Source organism: Pseudoduganella sp. LjRoot289 (assembly GCF_964252925.1).
Taxonomy (GTDB): domain Bacteria; phylum Pseudomonadota; class Gammaproteobacteria; order Burkholderiales; family Burkholderiaceae_D; genus Rugamonas.
Genome location: NZ_CAXUPN020000001.1, coordinates 2,122,150 through 2,139,699, shown reverse-complemented (window position 1 = coordinate 2,139,699; position 17,550 = coordinate 2,122,150). Strand labels below are relative to the sequence as shown.

Here is a 17,550-nt window from a genome sequence, read left to right as displayed (position 1 = left end):
GCGGCTCGCGCTGTCACTGGAGTATTTGCTTTGTCCGACAAAATCATCCCCATACAAGCCTACGACAAGCCCGCGGGCGGTTTCGGCTCCTTGCGCGGCACGGCCAGCGCGTTGACCGGTAATGGCGCCTTTCCGGCGCTGCAAACGCTGGTGCATGTGAACCAGCCGCAAGGCATCGATTGTCCCGGCTGCGCCTACCCCGATTCGCCGACCGATAAGGCGGTGGATTTCTGCGAACAGGGCGCCTGGGCGATATCGCACGAAGCCACGCCCAAGCGCGCCACGCCGGAGCATTTCGCTACGCACACCGTGACCGAACTGCGCGGCCGCGAGGAATGGCAGTTGGAGGCCATAGGCCGCCTCACCGCGCCCATGCTGTACCACCGCGCCAGCGACACCTACCGTGAGATCGAGTGGGAGCAGGCCTTCAAGCTGGCCGGCGACACGCTGCGCGCGCTCGATAGCCCGAACCGCGCCGTGTTCTACGCGTCCGGCCGCAGCAGCAACGAGGCCGCTTTTCCCTACCAATTGTTCGCGCGCGCCTTCGGCACCAACAATCTGCCGGATTCGTCCAACTACTGCCATGAATCGTCCGGCGACGCGCTGCGGATGTCGATCGGCGTCGGAAAATCGACGGTGCTGCGCGAGGACTTCGAGCATGCGGAGGCCATCTTCGTGTTCGGCCAGAATCCGGCCACGAACCACCCGCGCATGCTGGGCGACCTGCGCCATGCGAAGCTGCGCGGCTGCAAAATCGTGGTCTTCAATCCGCTGCTGGAACGCGGACTGCAGAAGTTCACCGACCCGCAGGCTGCGGGTGAACTGCTGACCGGCGGCAGCACGCCCATCGCGGACGAGTACTACCAGGTGCGCGTGGGCGGGGACATGGCTGCGCTCACCGGCATCATCAAGGCGCTGCTGGAAGCCGATGCCAAGACGGGCGGCTTGCTGGACCGCGACTTTATCGCCGATCATACGCAAGGCTACGAGGCGCTGGCAGACGTGGTGGGCGGGCAGCAGTGGACAGACATTGAACGGGACAGCGGCTTGTCGCGAGCCCAGATGGAACAGGTCGCGGCGCTGTACGCCAAGTCGAACGCCACCATCTGCACCTGGTGCATGGGCCTGACGCAACACGAGTACGCCATCGAAACCATACAGATGCTGGTGAACCTGATGCTCCTGCGCGGCAACGTGGGCAAGCCGGGCGCAGGCGTGATGCCGGTACGCGGCCACTCGAACGTGCAGGGCGACCGCACCGTGGGCATCACCAACCGGCCCAAGGCTGAATGGCTGCAAGGCCTCGAGCGCGTATTCGGCTTTGCCCCGCCGCAGGCGCCGGGACTGGACGCGGTAGCCACTATCCACGGCCTGCTTGACGGTTCGGTGCACGCGTTCACCGGCCTCGGTGGCAATTTCGCAGTCGCCGGTCCGGACAGCCCGCGCGTGCTGGCGGCCATGTCGCGCTGCAAGCTGACGGTGCACATCGCCACCAAGCTGAACCGCACCCATTTGTATCCCGGCGAAGTGGGCCTGCTGCTGCCGTGCCTCGGCCGCACCGAGCATGACGAACAGGCCGGCGGCCAGCAGTTCGTCAGCGTGGAGGACACCGCCAGCATGGTGCACGCGTCCACCGGCCGCAACCGGCCGGCCAGCGGGAAGCTGCGCTCAGAACCCCACATCGTGACCGAACTGGCGCGCCATACGCTGCCGGATTCGAAGATAGACTGGACCAGCATGGGCCGCGACTACGACGTCACGCGCGACTTGATTGAGCGCGTGGCCGAAGGGGCAGTGGCCGGTTTCGAGCAGTACAACGCCAACATCCGCCAACGGCGCGGTTTCCACCTGCCCAACACGGCGGCGTTGCGCGTATGGAAGACGGACAGCGGCAAGGCCAACTTCGCGCCGCACGCGTTGCCGCAAGATTCCATCATGAAGCGGGCGAGGGCGGTGCACGGCGAACGCGTCGTGTGCCTGGCCACGGTGCGCGCGCACCGGCAGTACAATACCACCGTCTACCACGACCCGTCGGGCGAGGTGGACCGCTACCGGGGCGTGCGCAACACGCGCAAGGTGCTGTTCATCGGCGCCGCCACCCTGGCGCGCCTTGGCTTCCGGGACGGCGAAACCGTCAACCTGCGCGCCGCCTCGCTGGACGGCATCGAGCGCGTGGTGGAAGGCTATCGCCTGGTGGCATATCCCATCCTGGGCGACGACGTATTCGGCTATTTCCCCGAACTGACGCCGCTGTCGTCCCCCGACCTGACGGCGCGCGGCTCGAACACGCCGGCTTTCAAGGAAGTGCCCATCCTGATCGAACGGCCGCCGGCCCGCAGCGCAGGCCAATAACGCAGCCAGGGAGAACCGGATGGACAGGCTTGAATCCATGCAGATGTTTGCACGCGTGGTGGAAGTGAACAGTTTCAACAAGGCGGCGGAGAGCCTGTCCCTGCCGCCGTCGACAGTGACGCGGGCGCTGAAGGAGCTGGAAGAGCATCTGGGCGTACGGCTGCTGCAGCGGACCACCCGGCGCCTGAGTTTAACGCCGGACGGGAGTATTTACTACGCGCACTGCCGGCGCCTGCTGGACGAGTTGAACGAGGTTGAGGCCAGCTTCCACGGCGGCGGCGGACAGCCGCGCGGCAAATTGCGGGTGGATATGACGCCTTCGTTCGCGCGCAATTTCGTCATCCCCTCGGCCCGCCAGTTCCTGCATCGGTACCCGGAAGTGCAGCTGGCCGTCACCGTAAGCGACCGTCCGGTAGACCTGGTGCAAGAGGGCATAGACTGTGTGATCAGGGCAGGGCAGCTGGAGGATTCGACCACGCTGGTGGCGCGCCGTATCGCCAGCTTCGGCTGGATGGTGTGCGCTACACCCGAGTATCTGGCCCAGCATGGCACGCCGTTGAATCTGGAGGATTTGCGGCAGCACCAGGCGGTGCTGTATCTGCACGGCCGGACGGGCAGGGTGATGCCGTGGATGTTCGTCGACAAGGGCGAGTCGGTGCGCGTGGACATGACCGGCAGCCTGTCCGTCAACGACACCACGACTTATGTCGACGCCGGCCTGCAAGGGCTGGGCCTGATTTGTACGGCAGGCTACCTGGTACGGCCGCACATTGAATCGGGGGCACTGGTGCAGTTGCTGGCCGACTACGCACTGCCACGGATTCCGATCTCCGTGATGTATCCGCAAAACCGCCATCTGTCGCCAACCGTTCGCGCCTTCATCGACTGGATAACGGAACTGATGGCCCAGCGGACCAATATGTAACAACTCATGCCAAACGAGTCTGGCAAGATGCGCATCTGCCATCAAAGCCCACACCCTCAACTCGAGATTACTGTTTATATTGTCGAGTTAAAATACTGTACAAAATACTGTATGCTATACTGGGTTTATGACCAGTAAATTTACCTTGATTGACCTGGAACCGTTGACCGGGCAGGCGCGGCGCGTGGACCTGAATCCATACCGCGAACTGCCGGAAGACGCATTGACGGACGCCCGTACGGACAGCGAAATTGCCCGTGAATTCATCGGTCATGGCGAACTGAGCGCCAAATCGCGCACCAACACGCAAAAAGAACTGTACCGTTTCCTGACATGGTGCCGCGAAGAAGCCGGCAAGTCGCTGCGCCAGCTCCAGGTTTCCGACCTGAACGCTTACAAGGAATTTTTGCGCGAACCGCCTGCGGACTGGGTGTCGGCCACCAAGTGGCCACGCACCGATCCGCGTTACCGGCCGTTCAGCGGTCCGTTGTCGGATGCCAGCCGGCGCCAGGCCATGATCGCGGTCAAAGGCCTGATGGCGTTTGCAGAACAAACAGGCTACCTGCGGCGTGATCCCGGCGCCATGGTCAAGCACGTCAAAACCCGCGGCGCCAGCCGCATCACGCGCTACCTGAGCCAGGACGCGATCGCGCTGGCCTTGTCCACGGTGGCGGGACGTGCGGCCGAAACGCCTGCCGAACTGCGGCGCCGCGCCCGTGACCGCTTTTTGCTGCTGGCCTACGCGCACACGGGCGCGCGGCTGAACGAGATCGTCAGTGCCGCCATGGGCGACATCTACAGCGAAGGCGCCGGCCGCTGGTGGCTGGACCTGCTCGGCAAAGGCAACAAGCCGCGCCGCGTACCGGTGCCGCCGGAACTGCTGGACGGCTACCGGGCGTATCGGCAAGCCTATGGCATGTTGCCGCAAACCAGCCGCGCCGACCGGATGCCGCTGGTGCTGTCCAGCCGCGGCAGCGTCGGCGCACGTTTAACCGACGAGGCGGCGTCGAACGCGCTGAAGGCGGTTTTCTCGGCCGCCGGCGGCGCCGCCGCCGCGCTGGGCGATATCGACATGGCAGCCACCTTGCGCCAGGCTTCGGCGCACTGGCTGCGCCACAGCATGCTGACCAACCACGCCAACAACGGCGTGCAACTGAAGACGCTGCAGGACACTGCCGGCCACGCCAGTATCGCCACCACGGCCGCCTATCTGCACAAATCCGACAACCAGCGCCACGACGAGATCATGGCGTCGCTCGACGGCCGAACCGTAGCCTGACGGCGCGGGCCGCAGGCTGCCAGCCGACTGCCAGCCTATGCTGTACGGCTAAAACAACGGATAATGGCCACCACACATTTTTGTACACCATTTTGGAATTACCCCATGGAAATTAAGGTCAACTTTCTCGACAAGCTTCGTCTCGAAGCCAAGTTCGATGATTTCACGGTGATCGCCGACCAGCCCATCCGCTACAAGGGCGACGGCTCCGCACCTGGGCCGTTCGATTACTTCCTGGCCTCATCGGCCCTGTGCGCGGCCTACTTCGTGAAGTTGTATTGCGTAACTCGCAATATTCCCACCGAAAATATCCGCCTGTCGCAGAACAATATTGTTGATCCGGAAAACCGTTATCAGCAGATTTTCAAGATCCAGGTCGAGTTGCCGGCTGACATCTCCGCCAAGGATCGCCAAGGCATCCTGCGCTCCATCGACCGTTGTACGGTGAAAAAAGTGGTGCAAGCCGGGCCGGAGTTCGTGATTGAAGAAGTGGAAAACTTAGACGCCGATGCCCAAGCTTTGCTGACGTTGAAGTCCGATAGCGAGGCGAGCACCTATATCGCGGGCAAGGATCTGCCGCTGGAGCAAACCATCGCCAATATGTCGGGCGTACTGGCTGGCCTGGGCATGAAGATTGAAATCGCTTCGTGGCGCAATATTGTTCCCAATGTGTGGTCGCTGCATATCCGCGACGCGCACTCGCCGATGTGTTTTACCAATGGCAAGGGGGCGACCAAGGAAAGCGCGCTGGCGTCTGCGTTGGGCGAATTTATCGAGCGGCTGAGTTTTAACCATTTCTACGCCGGTACGTTTTGGGGCGAAGACATGGCCGCTGCGCCGTTTGTGCATTTCCCCGACGAGCGCTGGTTCAAGCCCGGCCCGAAAGACGCACTGCCAGCTGAAATCCTGGATGAGTATTGCCTGGAAATCTACAATCCCGATGACGAATTACGTGGCTCGCATCTGATCGACACCAATTCCGGCGATGTAGCGCGCGGTATCTGTTCGCTGCCGTATGTGCGGCAATCCGACGGCGAAGTCGTGTATTTCCCTTCCAACCTGATCGAAAACCTATTCGTCAGCAATGGCATGAGTGCCGGCAATACGCTGGCCGAAGCCCAGGTGCAATGCCTGTCGGAAATTTTCGAGCGGGCGGTAAAACGCGAAATCCTGGAAGGTGAAATTGCCTTGCCCGATGTGCCGCAAGAAGTGCTGGCGAAATACCCGGGCATTATGGCCGGCATTCAGGGCCTGGAAGAGCAGGGTTTTCCGGTGCTGGTAAAGGATGCGTCGCTGGGCGGCGAGTACCCGGTGATGTGCGTAACCTTGATGAACCCGCGAACTGGCGGCGTGTTTGCGTCGTTTGGCGCGCACCCGAGCTTCCAGGTGGCGCTGGAGCGCAGCCTGACTGAGTTGCTGCAGGGCCGCAGTTTCGAAGGCCTGAACGATTTGCCACGGCCTACTTTTGTGAGCAATGCGGTGACGGAGCCAAACAACTTTGTCGAACACTTCATCGATTCCAGCGGCATCGTGTCGTGGCGCTTCTTCAGCGCGAAATCCGATTACGATTTTGTCGAGTGGGACTTTTCCGGCCAGGGTGAAAACTCGAATGCCGACGAAGCCGCGACCTTGTTCGGCATTCTGGAAGACATGGGCAAAGAGGTGTACATGGCGGCGTATCAGAATTTGGGCGCCGCTGCCTGCCGGATCCTGGTGCCGGGTTATTCGGAAGTTTATCCCGTAGAAGATCTGATCTGGGATAACACCAACAAGGCCTTGCTGTTCCGGGCCGACATTCTGAACTTGCACCGTCTGGACGATGCCAGCCTCGAGGCTTTGCTTGAGCGATTGGAGAACAGTGAACTGGACGATTACGGCGACATCGCCACGTTAATCGGCATCGAATTCGACGAGAACACGGCCTGGGGCCAGCTGACAACACTGGAGTTGAAGCTGCTGATTCAACTCGCTTTGAAGCAATTTGAGGAAGCGCAAGAACTCGTGGAAGCCTTTCTGCAGTACAACGACAACACGCTCGAGCGCGGACTGTTCTATCAGGCCTTGAATGCCGTGCTGGAGGTGCAGTTGGATGACGACATGGAACTGGACGATTACGCGGTCAATTTCCGCCGGATGTTTGGCGACGCCCGGATGGACGCGGTACTGGGATCCGTGGACGGCAGTGTGCGCTTCTACGGTTTGACGCCGACGAGCATGAAGCTGGAAGGCCTCGACAGGCACGAGCGCCTGATCGACAGCTACAAAAAGCTCCACTCGGCACGGGCCAATGTGGCGGCGGCATCGCAGTAAGGATACGCGTCGGCGCTGAATTCTCTACGATGGCGTTCATGTTCCGGCACGGGGACATGAACGCCGGCAACCGTGGTTGTCCACCGAAGGCTGCCATTGTTCATCCGATTGGCGGATACCACGAACTTCGCATAATCTATATTATGTCAAATTCAGTTCTCGTCGTCGTTCCCTTTCAATGGCAATACTCAGTTGTCCAACGGTCCTGGCGCGTGCGCCGGCCAAGGCGATTTCTAGCTCGTGCACTTTCACCGCCAGTTGCTGGTCGTTTGCGTTGGCAGCCTGGCGATAGTGTTCCAGCGCCTGGCCTGCGTGGTTGTGCTTGTCTTCCAGGGACGCCCTATGCGCCTCGTTTTCGCAAGGCGTTCTTTCAAACCCGAAAATCTGCTGTTCAGCTATATGGCGCGCGATCACTTTGGCTTGCTGGACTTGGCGAGTTACAGCATGAGCCTCGGTCTCCACATGGATGTCTGTCTCCAACTGCTTTGTCCAGGTTTTCGATTCAGCCAGCTCTTGCTTCTCTTGGTTCTCAACAGACAAGGGAACGCTTTCCTTGTCGGCATAGACCACGAAGATGCCAGCCACACGGGCATCGGCCTCATCCTGCAGGCGGGCCGCCAGACGCACGGCCGGATCCGGCACCGCGTCGCTGACCAAGCTTTTGCGTGCCACGCTACCCTTCTCCTCATCCATTCGTTGTCGTGCCCGCTCCCGGCTGGGCCCGCACAAGGGTCCAGTTACCTTCTGAATATCACAGCTCTGTCGCGAATTCGCCCTGGTAACATTGTCTTGCTAACAAGTTGGATTGCGCATATTCTCATGTGTGTCCATTTTCCCAAGATCGGAGTTCAAGCCCATGAAATATGCACAAATATTCTTCCGTCACTTTCGCGCCAGCATGCGCAGCGCCGGATATGGCGCCCGCAATGTGTTCGGCAGCACGCCTCACGGGGCCGGGACCGCATTCAGATTCGGCAAGATGGCGGGCGAGGAGTTCTATCAGCGGACGGTGCTGGCGGCGGTAAAGGCAGCTACCGGGGGTAAAACTGTGGATCGCGGCTCATGGGTCACCAGCTTCAACGCGATGGGGATTTCAACAATCGGCGCCGAAGAGCTGTTTGCCGGCAGGGCCCTCTCCAAGGCGGAAGACCGCAGCATGCTGTTCTCCTCCAGACGCTCCTGGTCATCCTCGTCGTCGTCCTCTTCGTCTTCGTCGTCAAGCGATGAAGACGGCGTGGCCAGCGTCGTCGTGGCGGTGGGCATTCTCGCGACCTTACTGTATTTCTGCGGGAAGAAGACGAGTTGATCAGGATTTAACCCCGCAAGCAGCGCGCAGAAGCGCGCCATGCCACATCTCCGCCGCTGCGTTCGTGGCCTTGGAATGAAGTACGCTGCCCCCGCGAACGCAAACGGGGCACCTCATCTTGAGCCGACACCGTGGGCGTTCATGCGCCCTGCCCTTAGCTAGCCAACCTGGCGGCGGTCCAGCTCCAATTCAGGTCGGCACCTTAGTACTTCAGCAGCTCTCCCGAACCCCATCGACGCGCGGCCATCCCAGGCACAGCATCCCCACCCGAGCTTGTCCCCACTGCCAAACGGCGCGCCTTTCCAGGGCTGAGAAACTGCGCATTCTGGCGCCCCCGACGCATGCGCGGCCCCCGGCGAGATCGGCGTTTTGTTGGTCGTGAAGGCCACTACTCGCTGCGTCTGGCGGCTCGCCGCAAGCAGCGCCAACCCGGCGGCGAAGGCGGCGAGCTGGGGCGAAAGCGCGGACCGAAAGCCGGTCCAACAGCCGGCGTGCCGCGTAATCTTCTGGCGAAATAGCGCTAATCGTAAAGATATTACAAGGGTGCAGATAATCGCATTGATACTGTACTTCCTTGCATTCGATGCGCGGCGACGACGGCGCGGCCGCTGGCGCACAGCTGGTAGCCGCCTCGAACAGCGGCCATGAAAGCTGGCAATAGCAAAATCTGCACGAGCACCCAAGCCGCCGTGCAGAATTTTCTCCCGAGGCCGTCATGGCAGGCGGAGGCGCATTTCAGCACGTATTTTTGCCGCGATATTCGGGATACACTCCGCCGGTTTGCTGGACCGATGGGCCTGCTCCCCGTCCCGCAAGCGAAAGCCGCTGTCAATGGACAGCATGCCCGGCCTGGACGCCTGTGCGCAGCCAGCAATGCCGGCGGGCCGCGACCAGCACCTCGATCCAGAAATAGATAATGAAAAAAACACAACTGTTCGCCCTGTCAGCGCTGCTGACTTCCTTGATGGCCGGCTGTGGCGGCGGCGGTAGCGGCGCTGCTGCCGGCCCGCTTCCCGTGCCGTCCGTGTCGGCCCAGCCGGCGGCGCCTGCCCAGCCGACCGCCCCTCCCGAGCCAGCTCTCCCCACCCAGCCGGCACCTAGCCTGAGCAGCTGGACCAACGTGAAGTTCGGCGGCGGCGGCTATGTGCCAGGCCTGGTGTTCCATCCCACCAGCCCGGACGTCCTTTACGCACGCACGGATATGGGCGGCGCCTATCGCTGGAACGCGGCCGCCTCGTCCTGGCAGCCGATCACGGACGGCTTCAGCGCCGCCGAAAGCTTCTACCACGGCTCCGAGAGCATGGCGCTCGACCCAAACGACGACAAGCGCGTCTACATGAGCACCGGCATGTACCTCTCGGATAAAGCCGACGCGCGCCTGTACATTTCCAGCGACCGCGGCGACAACTGGACCTACGTCAACTTGCCGTTCTCGGCGGCCAGCAACGCCCAGGGCCGCGCCGTCGGCGAACGCCTGATGGTCGACCCCAACAAGCCTGCCATCCTGTTCTACGGAACGCGCACGGCCGGCCTGTGGAAGAGCGCCGACCGCGGCCAGACCTGGCAGCAAGTGACCTCGCTGTCATCGCACAAAATGACCAAGGCGCAGATCGAAGCCGTCTTTTGGAGCGGCGTGGTCGGTTTCGAGCAAGTGATCTTCGACACCTCGACCAAGGGTAGCGGCAGCGCCACGCAGACCATCTACACGGCCGTCGCGCCGGACTACGCCGCCGTGGCCGGGCTGGCGTATAGCATGTACAAGACCACCGACGGCGGCGCCACCTGGACCGGCATCGCCACGCCGGTGGCGGGCTACCATATCCCCCACATGGTGCGCGCCAAGGACGGCATGATGTACGTCGCCTTCACGCAGGGCGCGGGCCCCGGCGCCAGCGGTTCGGCAAGGCTGTACAAATTCGACGGCAGCAATTGGACCCTGCTCAAGAGCTATGATTCGTCGGGCGCAGGGACCGGCTTCGGCATGGGTGGCCTGTCGGTGTCCGGCACCGGCGCCACCACCCGCATCGCGCTCGGCGTCTCCAATTCCTGGGGCAACTGGGAAGGTCAGCCTGTTGTGCAATTGTCGGACAACGCCGGCGCCACCTGGCGCGAGATTTCCGCCATGGCCCCGCACGGCGGCGACAAGGACGGCTGGTCAGGCTGGGTCGACGACGTCGAGATCGACCCGAACAATCCGGAACGCATCCTGCATGTGCATGGCGGGGGCGTGTGGGAAACCAGGAATGCGTCGGCGGCCAAACCCAGCTGGTCCAACGCCACTGTCGGCATGGAGGAAACCGCGACACTGGCCCTGACGGCGCCACCTCCGGGCGCCTCGTACAGCCTGCTCAACAGCTCCGGTGACATCGGCATGGTCGTCCATACCGACCTCGCCACTGCCCCTGTGCGCGGTCCGAAGGGCTGGTTCGGCAACAGCAACAGCTCCGACATGGCCTGGTCCAATCCGGCGTACATCGCGACGATCGGCACCACCACCTGGAACCACCCCAATGTCGGCGGCGCCTACTCCACCGACGCGGGCCTGAGCTGGACCGCTTTCCCGGCCAACCACCCCGACGGACTTGCCAACCAGGGCGGTGACTCGACTCTGGCGGTCACCAAGCCAGGCTACATCGTCTGGGCGCCGTCCGGTTCCGTGCCGGCGTACACCACCAACCATGGGACAAACTGGACCTACACCAATCTGCCGGCCGTGGCACAGGGCCGCAGCTACCGCCTGGCGGCCGACCGCAAGAATCCGAACCGGGTGTATGCATACGAATCGGGCGGCGGCTGGTGGGGCCCGGCGCCGACATTCTATTCCTCGACCGACGGCGGCCATACTTTTGCCGTCAGCAGCCAGTTCTCCGCGGCGGGTCCGCGTCCCGAGTTTGTCCACAACACCTCCTTGGCCGTCAATCCCAATGCCGAAGGCGATGTGTGGGTGGCCGACGGGCACAGCATCTTCCACTCGACCGATGGCGGCGCCACCTGGATCAAGCTGAGCGTGACCGGGTCCATCTGGGGTTCCCATCCCACCTCGGAATGGCCCGAAGTGTACGGCGCCACCGCCATCGCCCTGGGCAAGGCGCCGGCCGGCGCCAGCTACTCGGCCTCGGTGTATATGGTCGGCGCGATCAAGGGCGTGTGGGGCGTGTACCGCTCCGACAACGGTGGCGGCAGCTGGAGCCGCATCAACGACGATAGGCATCAGTTTGGCGGTATCGGCGCCATTGCCGCCGATCAGAACATTGTCGGACGCCTATATGTCAGCGGCGGCGGCCGCGGGGTATTGTTCAATAACTAAAAGCAAGCTGTTGAATTCCGCCGACAATTTTTGATGCGGCAAAAAGGAGATATTAATGAAACTAAAAAAGAGCAGTATGGGGATGACCCTGTGGGCTGCCTTGGCAGTATGTGGTTGTGGTGGTAACAATGCAATTGCCAACACCCCTGCCGAGCCTGCGGCGCCGTCCGCCAAGCTGGCGTTTAACTGGACTTCGAGCCCGCAGCTTATTGCGCCTCAAGCAGATCAAAATCAGACAATTTACGGCGTGAAAGATCCTTCGATAGTCTACGCGAACGGCAAATATCACGTATTTATCACAACTGCCGGGTCTGCCGGTTGGGGGCTGGGCTACACAAGCTTTGACAAGTGGTCGAACGCGTCGGCAGCCAAAATAGTCCCGCTTGACAAGTCTCCTATGGGACCAGGTTATCGCGCAGCGCCGCAAGTATTTTATTTCGCTCCGCAGAAGACATGGTATCTCGTCTATCAAGGCGCCGATCCGCTTTATTCAACTTCGAAAGACATCAGCGATCCGATGTCCTGGAGTGCGCCGAAACCGTTCTTTCCAGTCGTCCCCGATATCGTCAAGGCCCCGTTAGGCGTCGGCTGGCTGGATTTTTGGGTAATCTGCGATGATAAAAAATGCTATATGTTCGGTACCGACGATAACGGACGTCTGCTTCGGTCCGAAACCGAATTGGGCCAGTTCCCGAATGGCTTCCATAACACCGTCGCTGTCATGAGCGAAAAAAAGGAAGACGTGTTCGAGGCGAGCAATACCTACAAGATTGCCAACACGAATACCTACATTACTCTGGTGGAGGCAATTTCTCCACAAGGACGTTACTTCCGGATTTGGAAGAGCAACGGCCTGGACGGAAAATGGGAGCCATTCTCTTCCGCGCCTATGAACGCTTTCGCGACTCGCAATAATGTTGAACAGATTTGGTCGGAAGGGATTTCCCACGGTGAATTGGTGCGGACTAATACCGATCAAACGATGACTATCGATCCCTGCCGGCCGCTCGAATACCTCTTCCAGGGGAATGACCCTGCAGTGCGTGTAGACGATTACATCAAAATCCCGTACCGCTTGGGTGTTATCACGGCGAAGGGCGAAAATCCGATAAGCGCACTCTGCCGCCGATCCGGCGCGCCGGTTTTATAACACTCTTTAAATATCAATTGTCTGGAAACCCCTGCATGAACATCATCAAACACAGCCTCGCCGTGCTCGGCATGATCGCGGTACCGGCTTTTGCCGCCGGCCAGGTCAGCATCAACATCGACGCCGGCAAACCCGGCCCTGTCATCAACAAGAACGTGTACGGCCAGTTCGCCGAAAACCTCGGCACCGGCGTCTACGAAGGCATGTACGTCGGCTCGAAGTCGAACATCCCCAACACCAGGGGCTGGCGCAATGACGTCGTCGGCGCGCTCAAGGAGTTGCATGTGCCGCTGGTGCGCTGGCCGGGCGGCTGCTTCGCCGACACCTACCATTGGCGCGACGGCGTAGGCCCGCAGGACAAGCGCCCGAGCCACATCAACGGGGGCAACGTAGACGAGATCAACGCCGTCGGCACCCACGAATTCTTCGACCTGATCGACATGCTGGGCGCCGACGCCTACATCAACGGCAACGTCGGTACCGGCAGCGTGCAGGAGATGTCGGACTGGGTCGAGTACCTGACGTCGGACGGCGGCTCGCCGCTGGCCAGGCTGCGCGCTCAGAACGGGCGCGAAAAACCGTTCAAAGTCGCCCTCTTCGGTATAGGCAATGAGGCGTGGGGCTGCGGCGGCAACGTCAAGCCCGAGTACTACGCGAGCCTGTACAGGAATTACGAGAACTTCCTGAGGGCGCCCGAGCAGTACAAGCCGAAAATGATCGCCAGCGGCGGCAGTGGCTTCGACACCTCGTGGACCGACGTCCTGAGCAAGGAACTGAAGGGCCGCACCGTCGGCATCAGCGTCCACCAGTACACCGTCCCGACCGGCAACTGGGAGGTCAAGGGCGAGGCCCTCGGCTTCAAGGAAAACGAGTGGATCTCGACCCTTGCCAATACCTTGAAAATGGATCAGCTTGTCAAAGATCACGTGGCCGTGCTGGACAAGAACGATCCCGAGAAGAAGATCGGACTGATGGTCGACGAATGGGGCACCTGGTACGACGAGAAGGGTGCCAAAAGCGCCCTGTACCAGCAGAACTCCCTGCGCGATGCGCTCGTGGCGGCGCTCAACTTCAACATCTTCCATGAGCACGCGGAGCGGGTCACCATGACCAGCATCGCCCAGATGGTCAACGTCCTGCAGGCGATGATCCTGACCGACAAGGAGAAGATGGTCCTGACCCCGACCTACTACGCGTTCCAGATGTATGTGCCGTTCCAGGATGCCAAGTCGCTGCCGCTGGCAATCAAGGACAACACCAGCTACACCCTGGGCGCAGCGACCATTCCCGGCGTGAGCGCTTCGGCGGCGCGCGCCAAGGACGGCAAGGTGTACCTGGCGCTCGTCAACACCGATCCGTCCAAGGCGGTCGATGTCGCCGTCAACGTCGCCGGCACGAAGGTAAAAGGCGCGGCCGGCAAGGTGCTGACCTCGGCCACGATCGATGCGCACAACACGTTCCAGAATCCGCAGGCCATCAAGCCGGCGGCGTTCAGCGCGCGCGCCGCAGGCGGCAAGCTGTCGGTCAAGGTGCCTGCCAAGGCCGTGATGGTGGTCGCTTTGGAGGAGTAAGTCCGTGAAAAAAACATCCCGCTCCGCTATCGTTCTCTCGTCCGTGCTGGCGTCGCTGCCTGTGGCGTCGTTCGCGCTCAACCCGGTTATCCAGACGATGTATACCGCCGATCCGGCCCCCATGGTCCACAAGGGCACGCTCTACCTGTTTTCCAGCCACGACGAAGACGTCGGGGAAAAAAACAACTTCAACATGAAGAACTGGGTGCTCGCCACGACGACGGACATGGTGAACTGGACCCAGCATGGCGCGATCGCCTCGCTCCGGGATTTCCCCTGGGCGGCCAAGGAGATCTCCGGCTGGGACGGTTTCGACAACGGCGCCTGGGCTCCCCAGGTGATCGAGCGCGATGGCAAATGGTATCTCTATGGCCCGGTGCAAGGACGGGGCATAGGCGTTCTGGTGGCCGATAATCCCCTCGGCCCCTACACCGATCCCCTCAAAAAGCCGCTGATCGCCGGCCACGCCGGCGGCCTGTACGACAGCATCGATCCGACCGTCCACATCGACGACAAGGGCCAGGCCTATCTCGCCTGGGGCAATCCCAATCTGTGGTCGGTGAAACTGAACAAGGATATGATTTCCTACGACACCAGCGTCGGGGACAATGGCATCATTCGCTATCCGATGACGGTCAAGGCCTTGGGCGAGCGCACCCCTCCGGACACGCAAGGCACGACGCTTCCGGCGCCTGCGCTGCGCGGCACATCCTACGAAGAGGGTCCCTGGCTGTATAAGCGCAAGAATCTCAATTACCTGTTTTTCGCCGGTGGTCCCATCGCTGAGCATCTCGCCTACTCGACCGGCCCCACAGCCGAAGGCCCGTGGACCTACGGCGGCGTCGTCATGACCCCGCAAAGCGCCTTCACCAACCATCCGGGCGTGGTCGATTTCAAAGGCAAGACCTACCTCTTCTATCACAACGCCGCCCTTCCGGGAGGCGACGGCTTCAAGCGTTCCGTGTCCGTCGACGAGTTGAAGTTCAACCCGGACGGCTCGGTCCCGACGGTGCAGCCAACCAAGGAAGGGCCGGCTGCGGTCGCCACGCTCGACCCGTACAAGCGGGTGGAAGCCGAGACCATCGCCTGGTCTTCCGGTGTCAAAATCGAGCCCAGCAGCGCCGGCGGCCAGAATGTGCGCGACATCCACGACGGCGCCTACATCCAGGTGCGCAACGTCGATTTCGGCGCGACCGGCGCACGCGCCTTCATGGCCAGCCTCTCCAGCACGGCCAAGGCGAAGGAGGCCACCGGGGCGAAGATCGAGATTCGCTTGGGCAAGCTCGATGGCAAGTTGATCGGCACGCTGCCGGTCTCGGGAACCGGCGGCCAATGGAAGCCGCAGTCGACCCGGATCTCCGGAGCCTCCGGCGTCCAGGACGTCTTCTTCGTGTTCCGCGGTGCGGCCGGAGAAGAACCGTTCAAGTTCGATTACTGGCAATTCTCACAGGGCGCCGATGCGTCTCAGCCGGCGCCCAAGGCACTGGCGCATCCTGCCCATAATCCCCTTATCTGGGCCGACGTCCCGGACATCGCAGTCATCCGTGTAGGAAAAACCTACTACATGAGCAGCACGACGATGCACATGAGCCCGGGCCTCCCGATCATGAAGTCGACAGACCTGGTCAACTGGAGCATGGCCTCCTACGCCTATGACACCCTGGCCGACAGCGAAGCCTACCGCCTCGAAAACGGCAAAAACGCCTACGGTGCAGGCTCCTGGGCCAGCAGCCTGCGTTACCACGACGGTGTGTTCCATGCCTCGACTTTCTCCGCCACCGCCGGAGGACGCACCCATATCTACTCCACGCGGCATCCGGACCGGGGCCCGTGGAAAGAGACGAGTTTCGAGCCAGCAATGGGTGATCACAGTCTGTTTTTCGACGACGACGGTCGCGTTTACATGGTTCACGGGGGCAGTCAAATCTGGCTCACCGAACTCCAATCCGATCTGTCCGGGATCAAGCCCGGCGGCGTGAACAAGGTCATTATCGAAAGCGCCAACGCCCTCTTCGGCGCCGACCAGGGCGGACTCAAAGCCGAGGGCTCTCAGCTTTCCAAGATCAACGGCCGCTACTACCTCTTCAACATCGCTTCGCCCGGCACCCGCTGGGCGCGCAGCGTCATCGTCCACCGCGCCGATGCAATCGACGGTCCCTACGAGGGCCGCATCGCGCTCGATGACCGCGGTATCGCCCAAGGCGGCCTCATCGACACCCCGGAAGGCAAATGGTATGCCTATCTTTTCAAGGACAACGGCGCCGTCGGTCGCATCCCCTACCTTGTGCCGGTGACCTGGAAGGACGGCTGGCCCGTGCTCGGCCAAGACGGCGAGGTGCCCATGACGCTCAACATCCCCGCCGGCGCACAGGGCGCCTCGGGCGCCTCCGGCATCGTCGCTTCCGACGAATTCGAGCGCCTGCCCGGCGCCCCCGCCCTGCCCCTCGCCTGGCAATGGAATCACAATCCCGAGCCGCGCAACTGGTCGCTCACCAAGCGCCCGGGCTACATGAGCTTCGTCACCAGCCGGGTCGATTCCAGCCTGACCGAGGCCAGGAATACCCTCACCCAGCGCACCTTTGGCCCTGACAGTTTCGCCACCACCAGCATCGACGTGAGCGGCATGAAAGACGGCGACTGGGCCGGCATCGCCGCTTTTCAGGCAAAGTATGGCTTTGTCGGCATAAAGATGAAGGACGGCGCCAGATCTCTCGTCATGGTGAGCGCCGACTCCGGCCTGCCCGAGGAGATCGCCTCCATTCCCCTCTCCGGCAATACCGTTCACCTCAAGGTCGAAAGCGTATTTCAGTCTGCGCCTGACGACGCCCGCTTCGGCCTCGACGAGGGTGGCGCCAAGATCTACGGCATACCGGGGGCGCCTGAGTTGGCCCGCTTCTCCTACAGCCTCGACGGCAAATCCTGGACCCCTATCGGTCGTCCCTCGCGCCTTGTGTACACCTTCCCGCACTTCATGGGTTACCGCTACGCGCTCTTCTATTACTCGACCAGGACCGCCGGCGGCCGTGTCGACTTTGACTACTACCGGATAGGGCAAAGCGGCGGCCCGGCTGACCGCCATCCGCGTCTTCGCCTCCCGCAGGACCGGACCAGGCGCGCAGCAAAGAGGACACTGGGTAGGCACTGAAATAGTGCGGATTGTGAAGATATTACAAGGGTGCAGATAATCGTATAGATACTGCGCTTCCTTGTATCCGGCATGCGGCGCCAGCGGCGCGGCCGCTGGCGCACTGGTGGTAGCCGGATCGAATAACGGACTGTAAAGCGATCAATAGCAAAATCTGCACGAGCACCGACGGCAGGCGTGCAGATTTTTCGCACCTGGCCGTTAT

10 protein-coding genes are annotated in these 17,550 nt (G+C 61.7%); 9 read left to right on the top strand and 1 reads right to left on the bottom strand.

Annotated elements, in window-relative coordinates; genetic code table 11:
- Positions 1 to 30 precede the first annotated feature (30 nt).
- The 4 genes from ACSQ8Y_RS09105 (at position 31) to ACSQ8Y_RS09090 (ending at position 6,866) form a co-directional block, all read left to right on the top strand.
- A complete protein-coding gene (locus ACSQ8Y_RS09105; protein WP_436266127.1) occupies positions 31 to 2,352 on the top strand; it encodes an FdhF/YdeP family oxidoreductase in 2,322 nt (773 codons plus the stop codon).
- 37 nt (positions 2,353 to 2,389) lie between these two features.
- Positions 2,390 to 3,277 (top strand): LysR family transcriptional regulator, encoded by an 888-nt coding sequence (locus tag ACSQ8Y_RS09100; protein WP_436266126.1) that lies wholly within the window; start codon positions 2,390 to 2,392, stop codon positions 3,275 to 3,277.
- 145 nt (positions 3,278 to 3,422) lie between these two features.
- Positions 3,423 to 4,556 carry a tyrosine-type recombinase/integrase gene (locus tag ACSQ8Y_RS09095; protein ID WP_436266125.1) on the top strand — a complete coding sequence of 378 codons (1,134 nt, stop codon included), beginning with the start codon at positions 3,423 to 3,425 and terminating at the stop codon, positions 4,554 to 4,556.
- A gap of 105 nt (positions 4,557 to 4,661) precedes the next feature.
- On the top strand, positions 4,662 to 6,866 hold the full coding sequence (locus ACSQ8Y_RS09090; RefSeq protein WP_436266124.1) for an OsmC domain/YcaO domain-containing protein: 2,205 nt from the start codon (positions 4,662 to 4,664) through the stop codon (positions 6,864 to 6,866).
- Between the two features lie 141 nt (positions 6,867 to 7,007).
- On the opposite strand, the gene ACSQ8Y_RS09085 is transcribed toward ACSQ8Y_RS09090, so the two are convergent.
- The gene (locus ACSQ8Y_RS09085) at positions 7,008 to 7,559 is read right to left on the bottom strand and encodes a hypothetical protein (RefSeq protein WP_436266123.1); all 552 of its coding nucleotides are present in this window, start codon (positions 7,557 to 7,559) and stop codon (positions 7,008 to 7,010) included.
- Positions 7,560 to 7,722: 163 nt separating this feature from the next.
- Between ACSQ8Y_RS09085 and ACSQ8Y_RS09080 the strand changes: the two genes are divergently transcribed.
- The 5 genes from ACSQ8Y_RS09080 to ACSQ8Y_RS09060 all read left to right on the top strand — a co-directional run bounded on the left by ACSQ8Y_RS09080 (position 7,723) and on the right by ACSQ8Y_RS09060 (position 17,345).
- The gene (locus ACSQ8Y_RS09080) at positions 7,723 to 8,172 is read left to right on the top strand and encodes a hypothetical protein (RefSeq protein ID WP_436266122.1); all 450 of its coding nucleotides are present in this window, start codon (positions 7,723 to 7,725) and stop codon (positions 8,170 to 8,172) included.
- Positions 8,173 to 9,088: 916 nt separating this feature from the next.
- Positions 9,089 to 11,479, top strand: coding sequence for a dockerin (locus ACSQ8Y_RS09075; protein WP_436266121.1), 2,391 nt, complete (start codon positions 9,089 to 9,091; stop codon positions 11,477 to 11,479).
- 55 nt (positions 11,480 to 11,534) lie between these two features.
- The gene (locus ACSQ8Y_RS09070; RefSeq protein ID WP_436266120.1) at positions 11,535 to 12,629 is read left to right on the top strand and encodes a non-reducing end alpha-L-arabinofuranosidase family hydrolase; all 1,095 of its coding nucleotides are present in this window, start codon (positions 11,535 to 11,537) and stop codon (positions 12,627 to 12,629) included.
- 35 nt (positions 12,630 to 12,664) lie between these two features.
- Positions 12,665 to 14,200, top strand: a complete 1,536-nt coding sequence (locus tag ACSQ8Y_RS09065) for an alpha-N-arabinofuranosidase (protein WP_436266119.1) — start codon at positions 12,665 to 12,667, stop codon at positions 14,198 to 14,200.
- 4 nt (positions 14,201 to 14,204) lie between these two features.
- Entirely contained in the window at positions 14,205 to 17,345 is a 3,141-nt protein-coding gene (locus ACSQ8Y_RS09060; RefSeq protein ID WP_436266118.1) for a family 43 glycosylhydrolase, read from the top strand.
- Positions 17,346 to 17,550: the final 205 nt, after the last annotated feature.

What these genes read in the sequence shown, in the direction of transcription:
- ACSQ8Y_RS09100 (WP_436266126.1), top strand. Translation starts at nt 2,390, where the DNA reads ATGCAGATGTTTGCACGCGTGGTGGAAGTGAACAGTTTCAACAAGGCG.
- ACSQ8Y_RS09090 (WP_436266124.1), top strand. Translation starts at nt 4,662, where the DNA reads ATGGAAATTAAGGTCAACTTTCTCGACAAGCTTCGTCTCGAAGCCAAG.
- ACSQ8Y_RS09085 (WP_436266123.1), bottom strand. Translation starts at nt 7,559, where the DNA reads ATGGATGAGGAGAAGGGTAGCGTGGCACGCAAAAGCTTGGTCAGCGAC.
- ACSQ8Y_RS09080 (WP_436266122.1), top strand. Translation starts at nt 7,723, where the DNA reads ATGAAATATGCACAAATATTCTTCCGTCACTTTCGCGCCAGCATGCGC.
- ACSQ8Y_RS09075 (WP_436266121.1), top strand. Translation starts at nt 9,089, where the DNA reads ATGAAAAAAACACAACTGTTCGCCCTGTCAGCGCTGCTGACTTCCTTG.
- ACSQ8Y_RS09070 (WP_436266120.1), top strand. Translation starts at nt 11,535, where the DNA reads ATGAAACTAAAAAAGAGCAGTATGGGGATGACCCTGTGGGCTGCCTTG.
- ACSQ8Y_RS09065 (WP_436266119.1), top strand. Translation starts at nt 12,665, where the DNA reads ATGAACATCATCAAACACAGCCTCGCCGTGCTCGGCATGATCGCGGTA.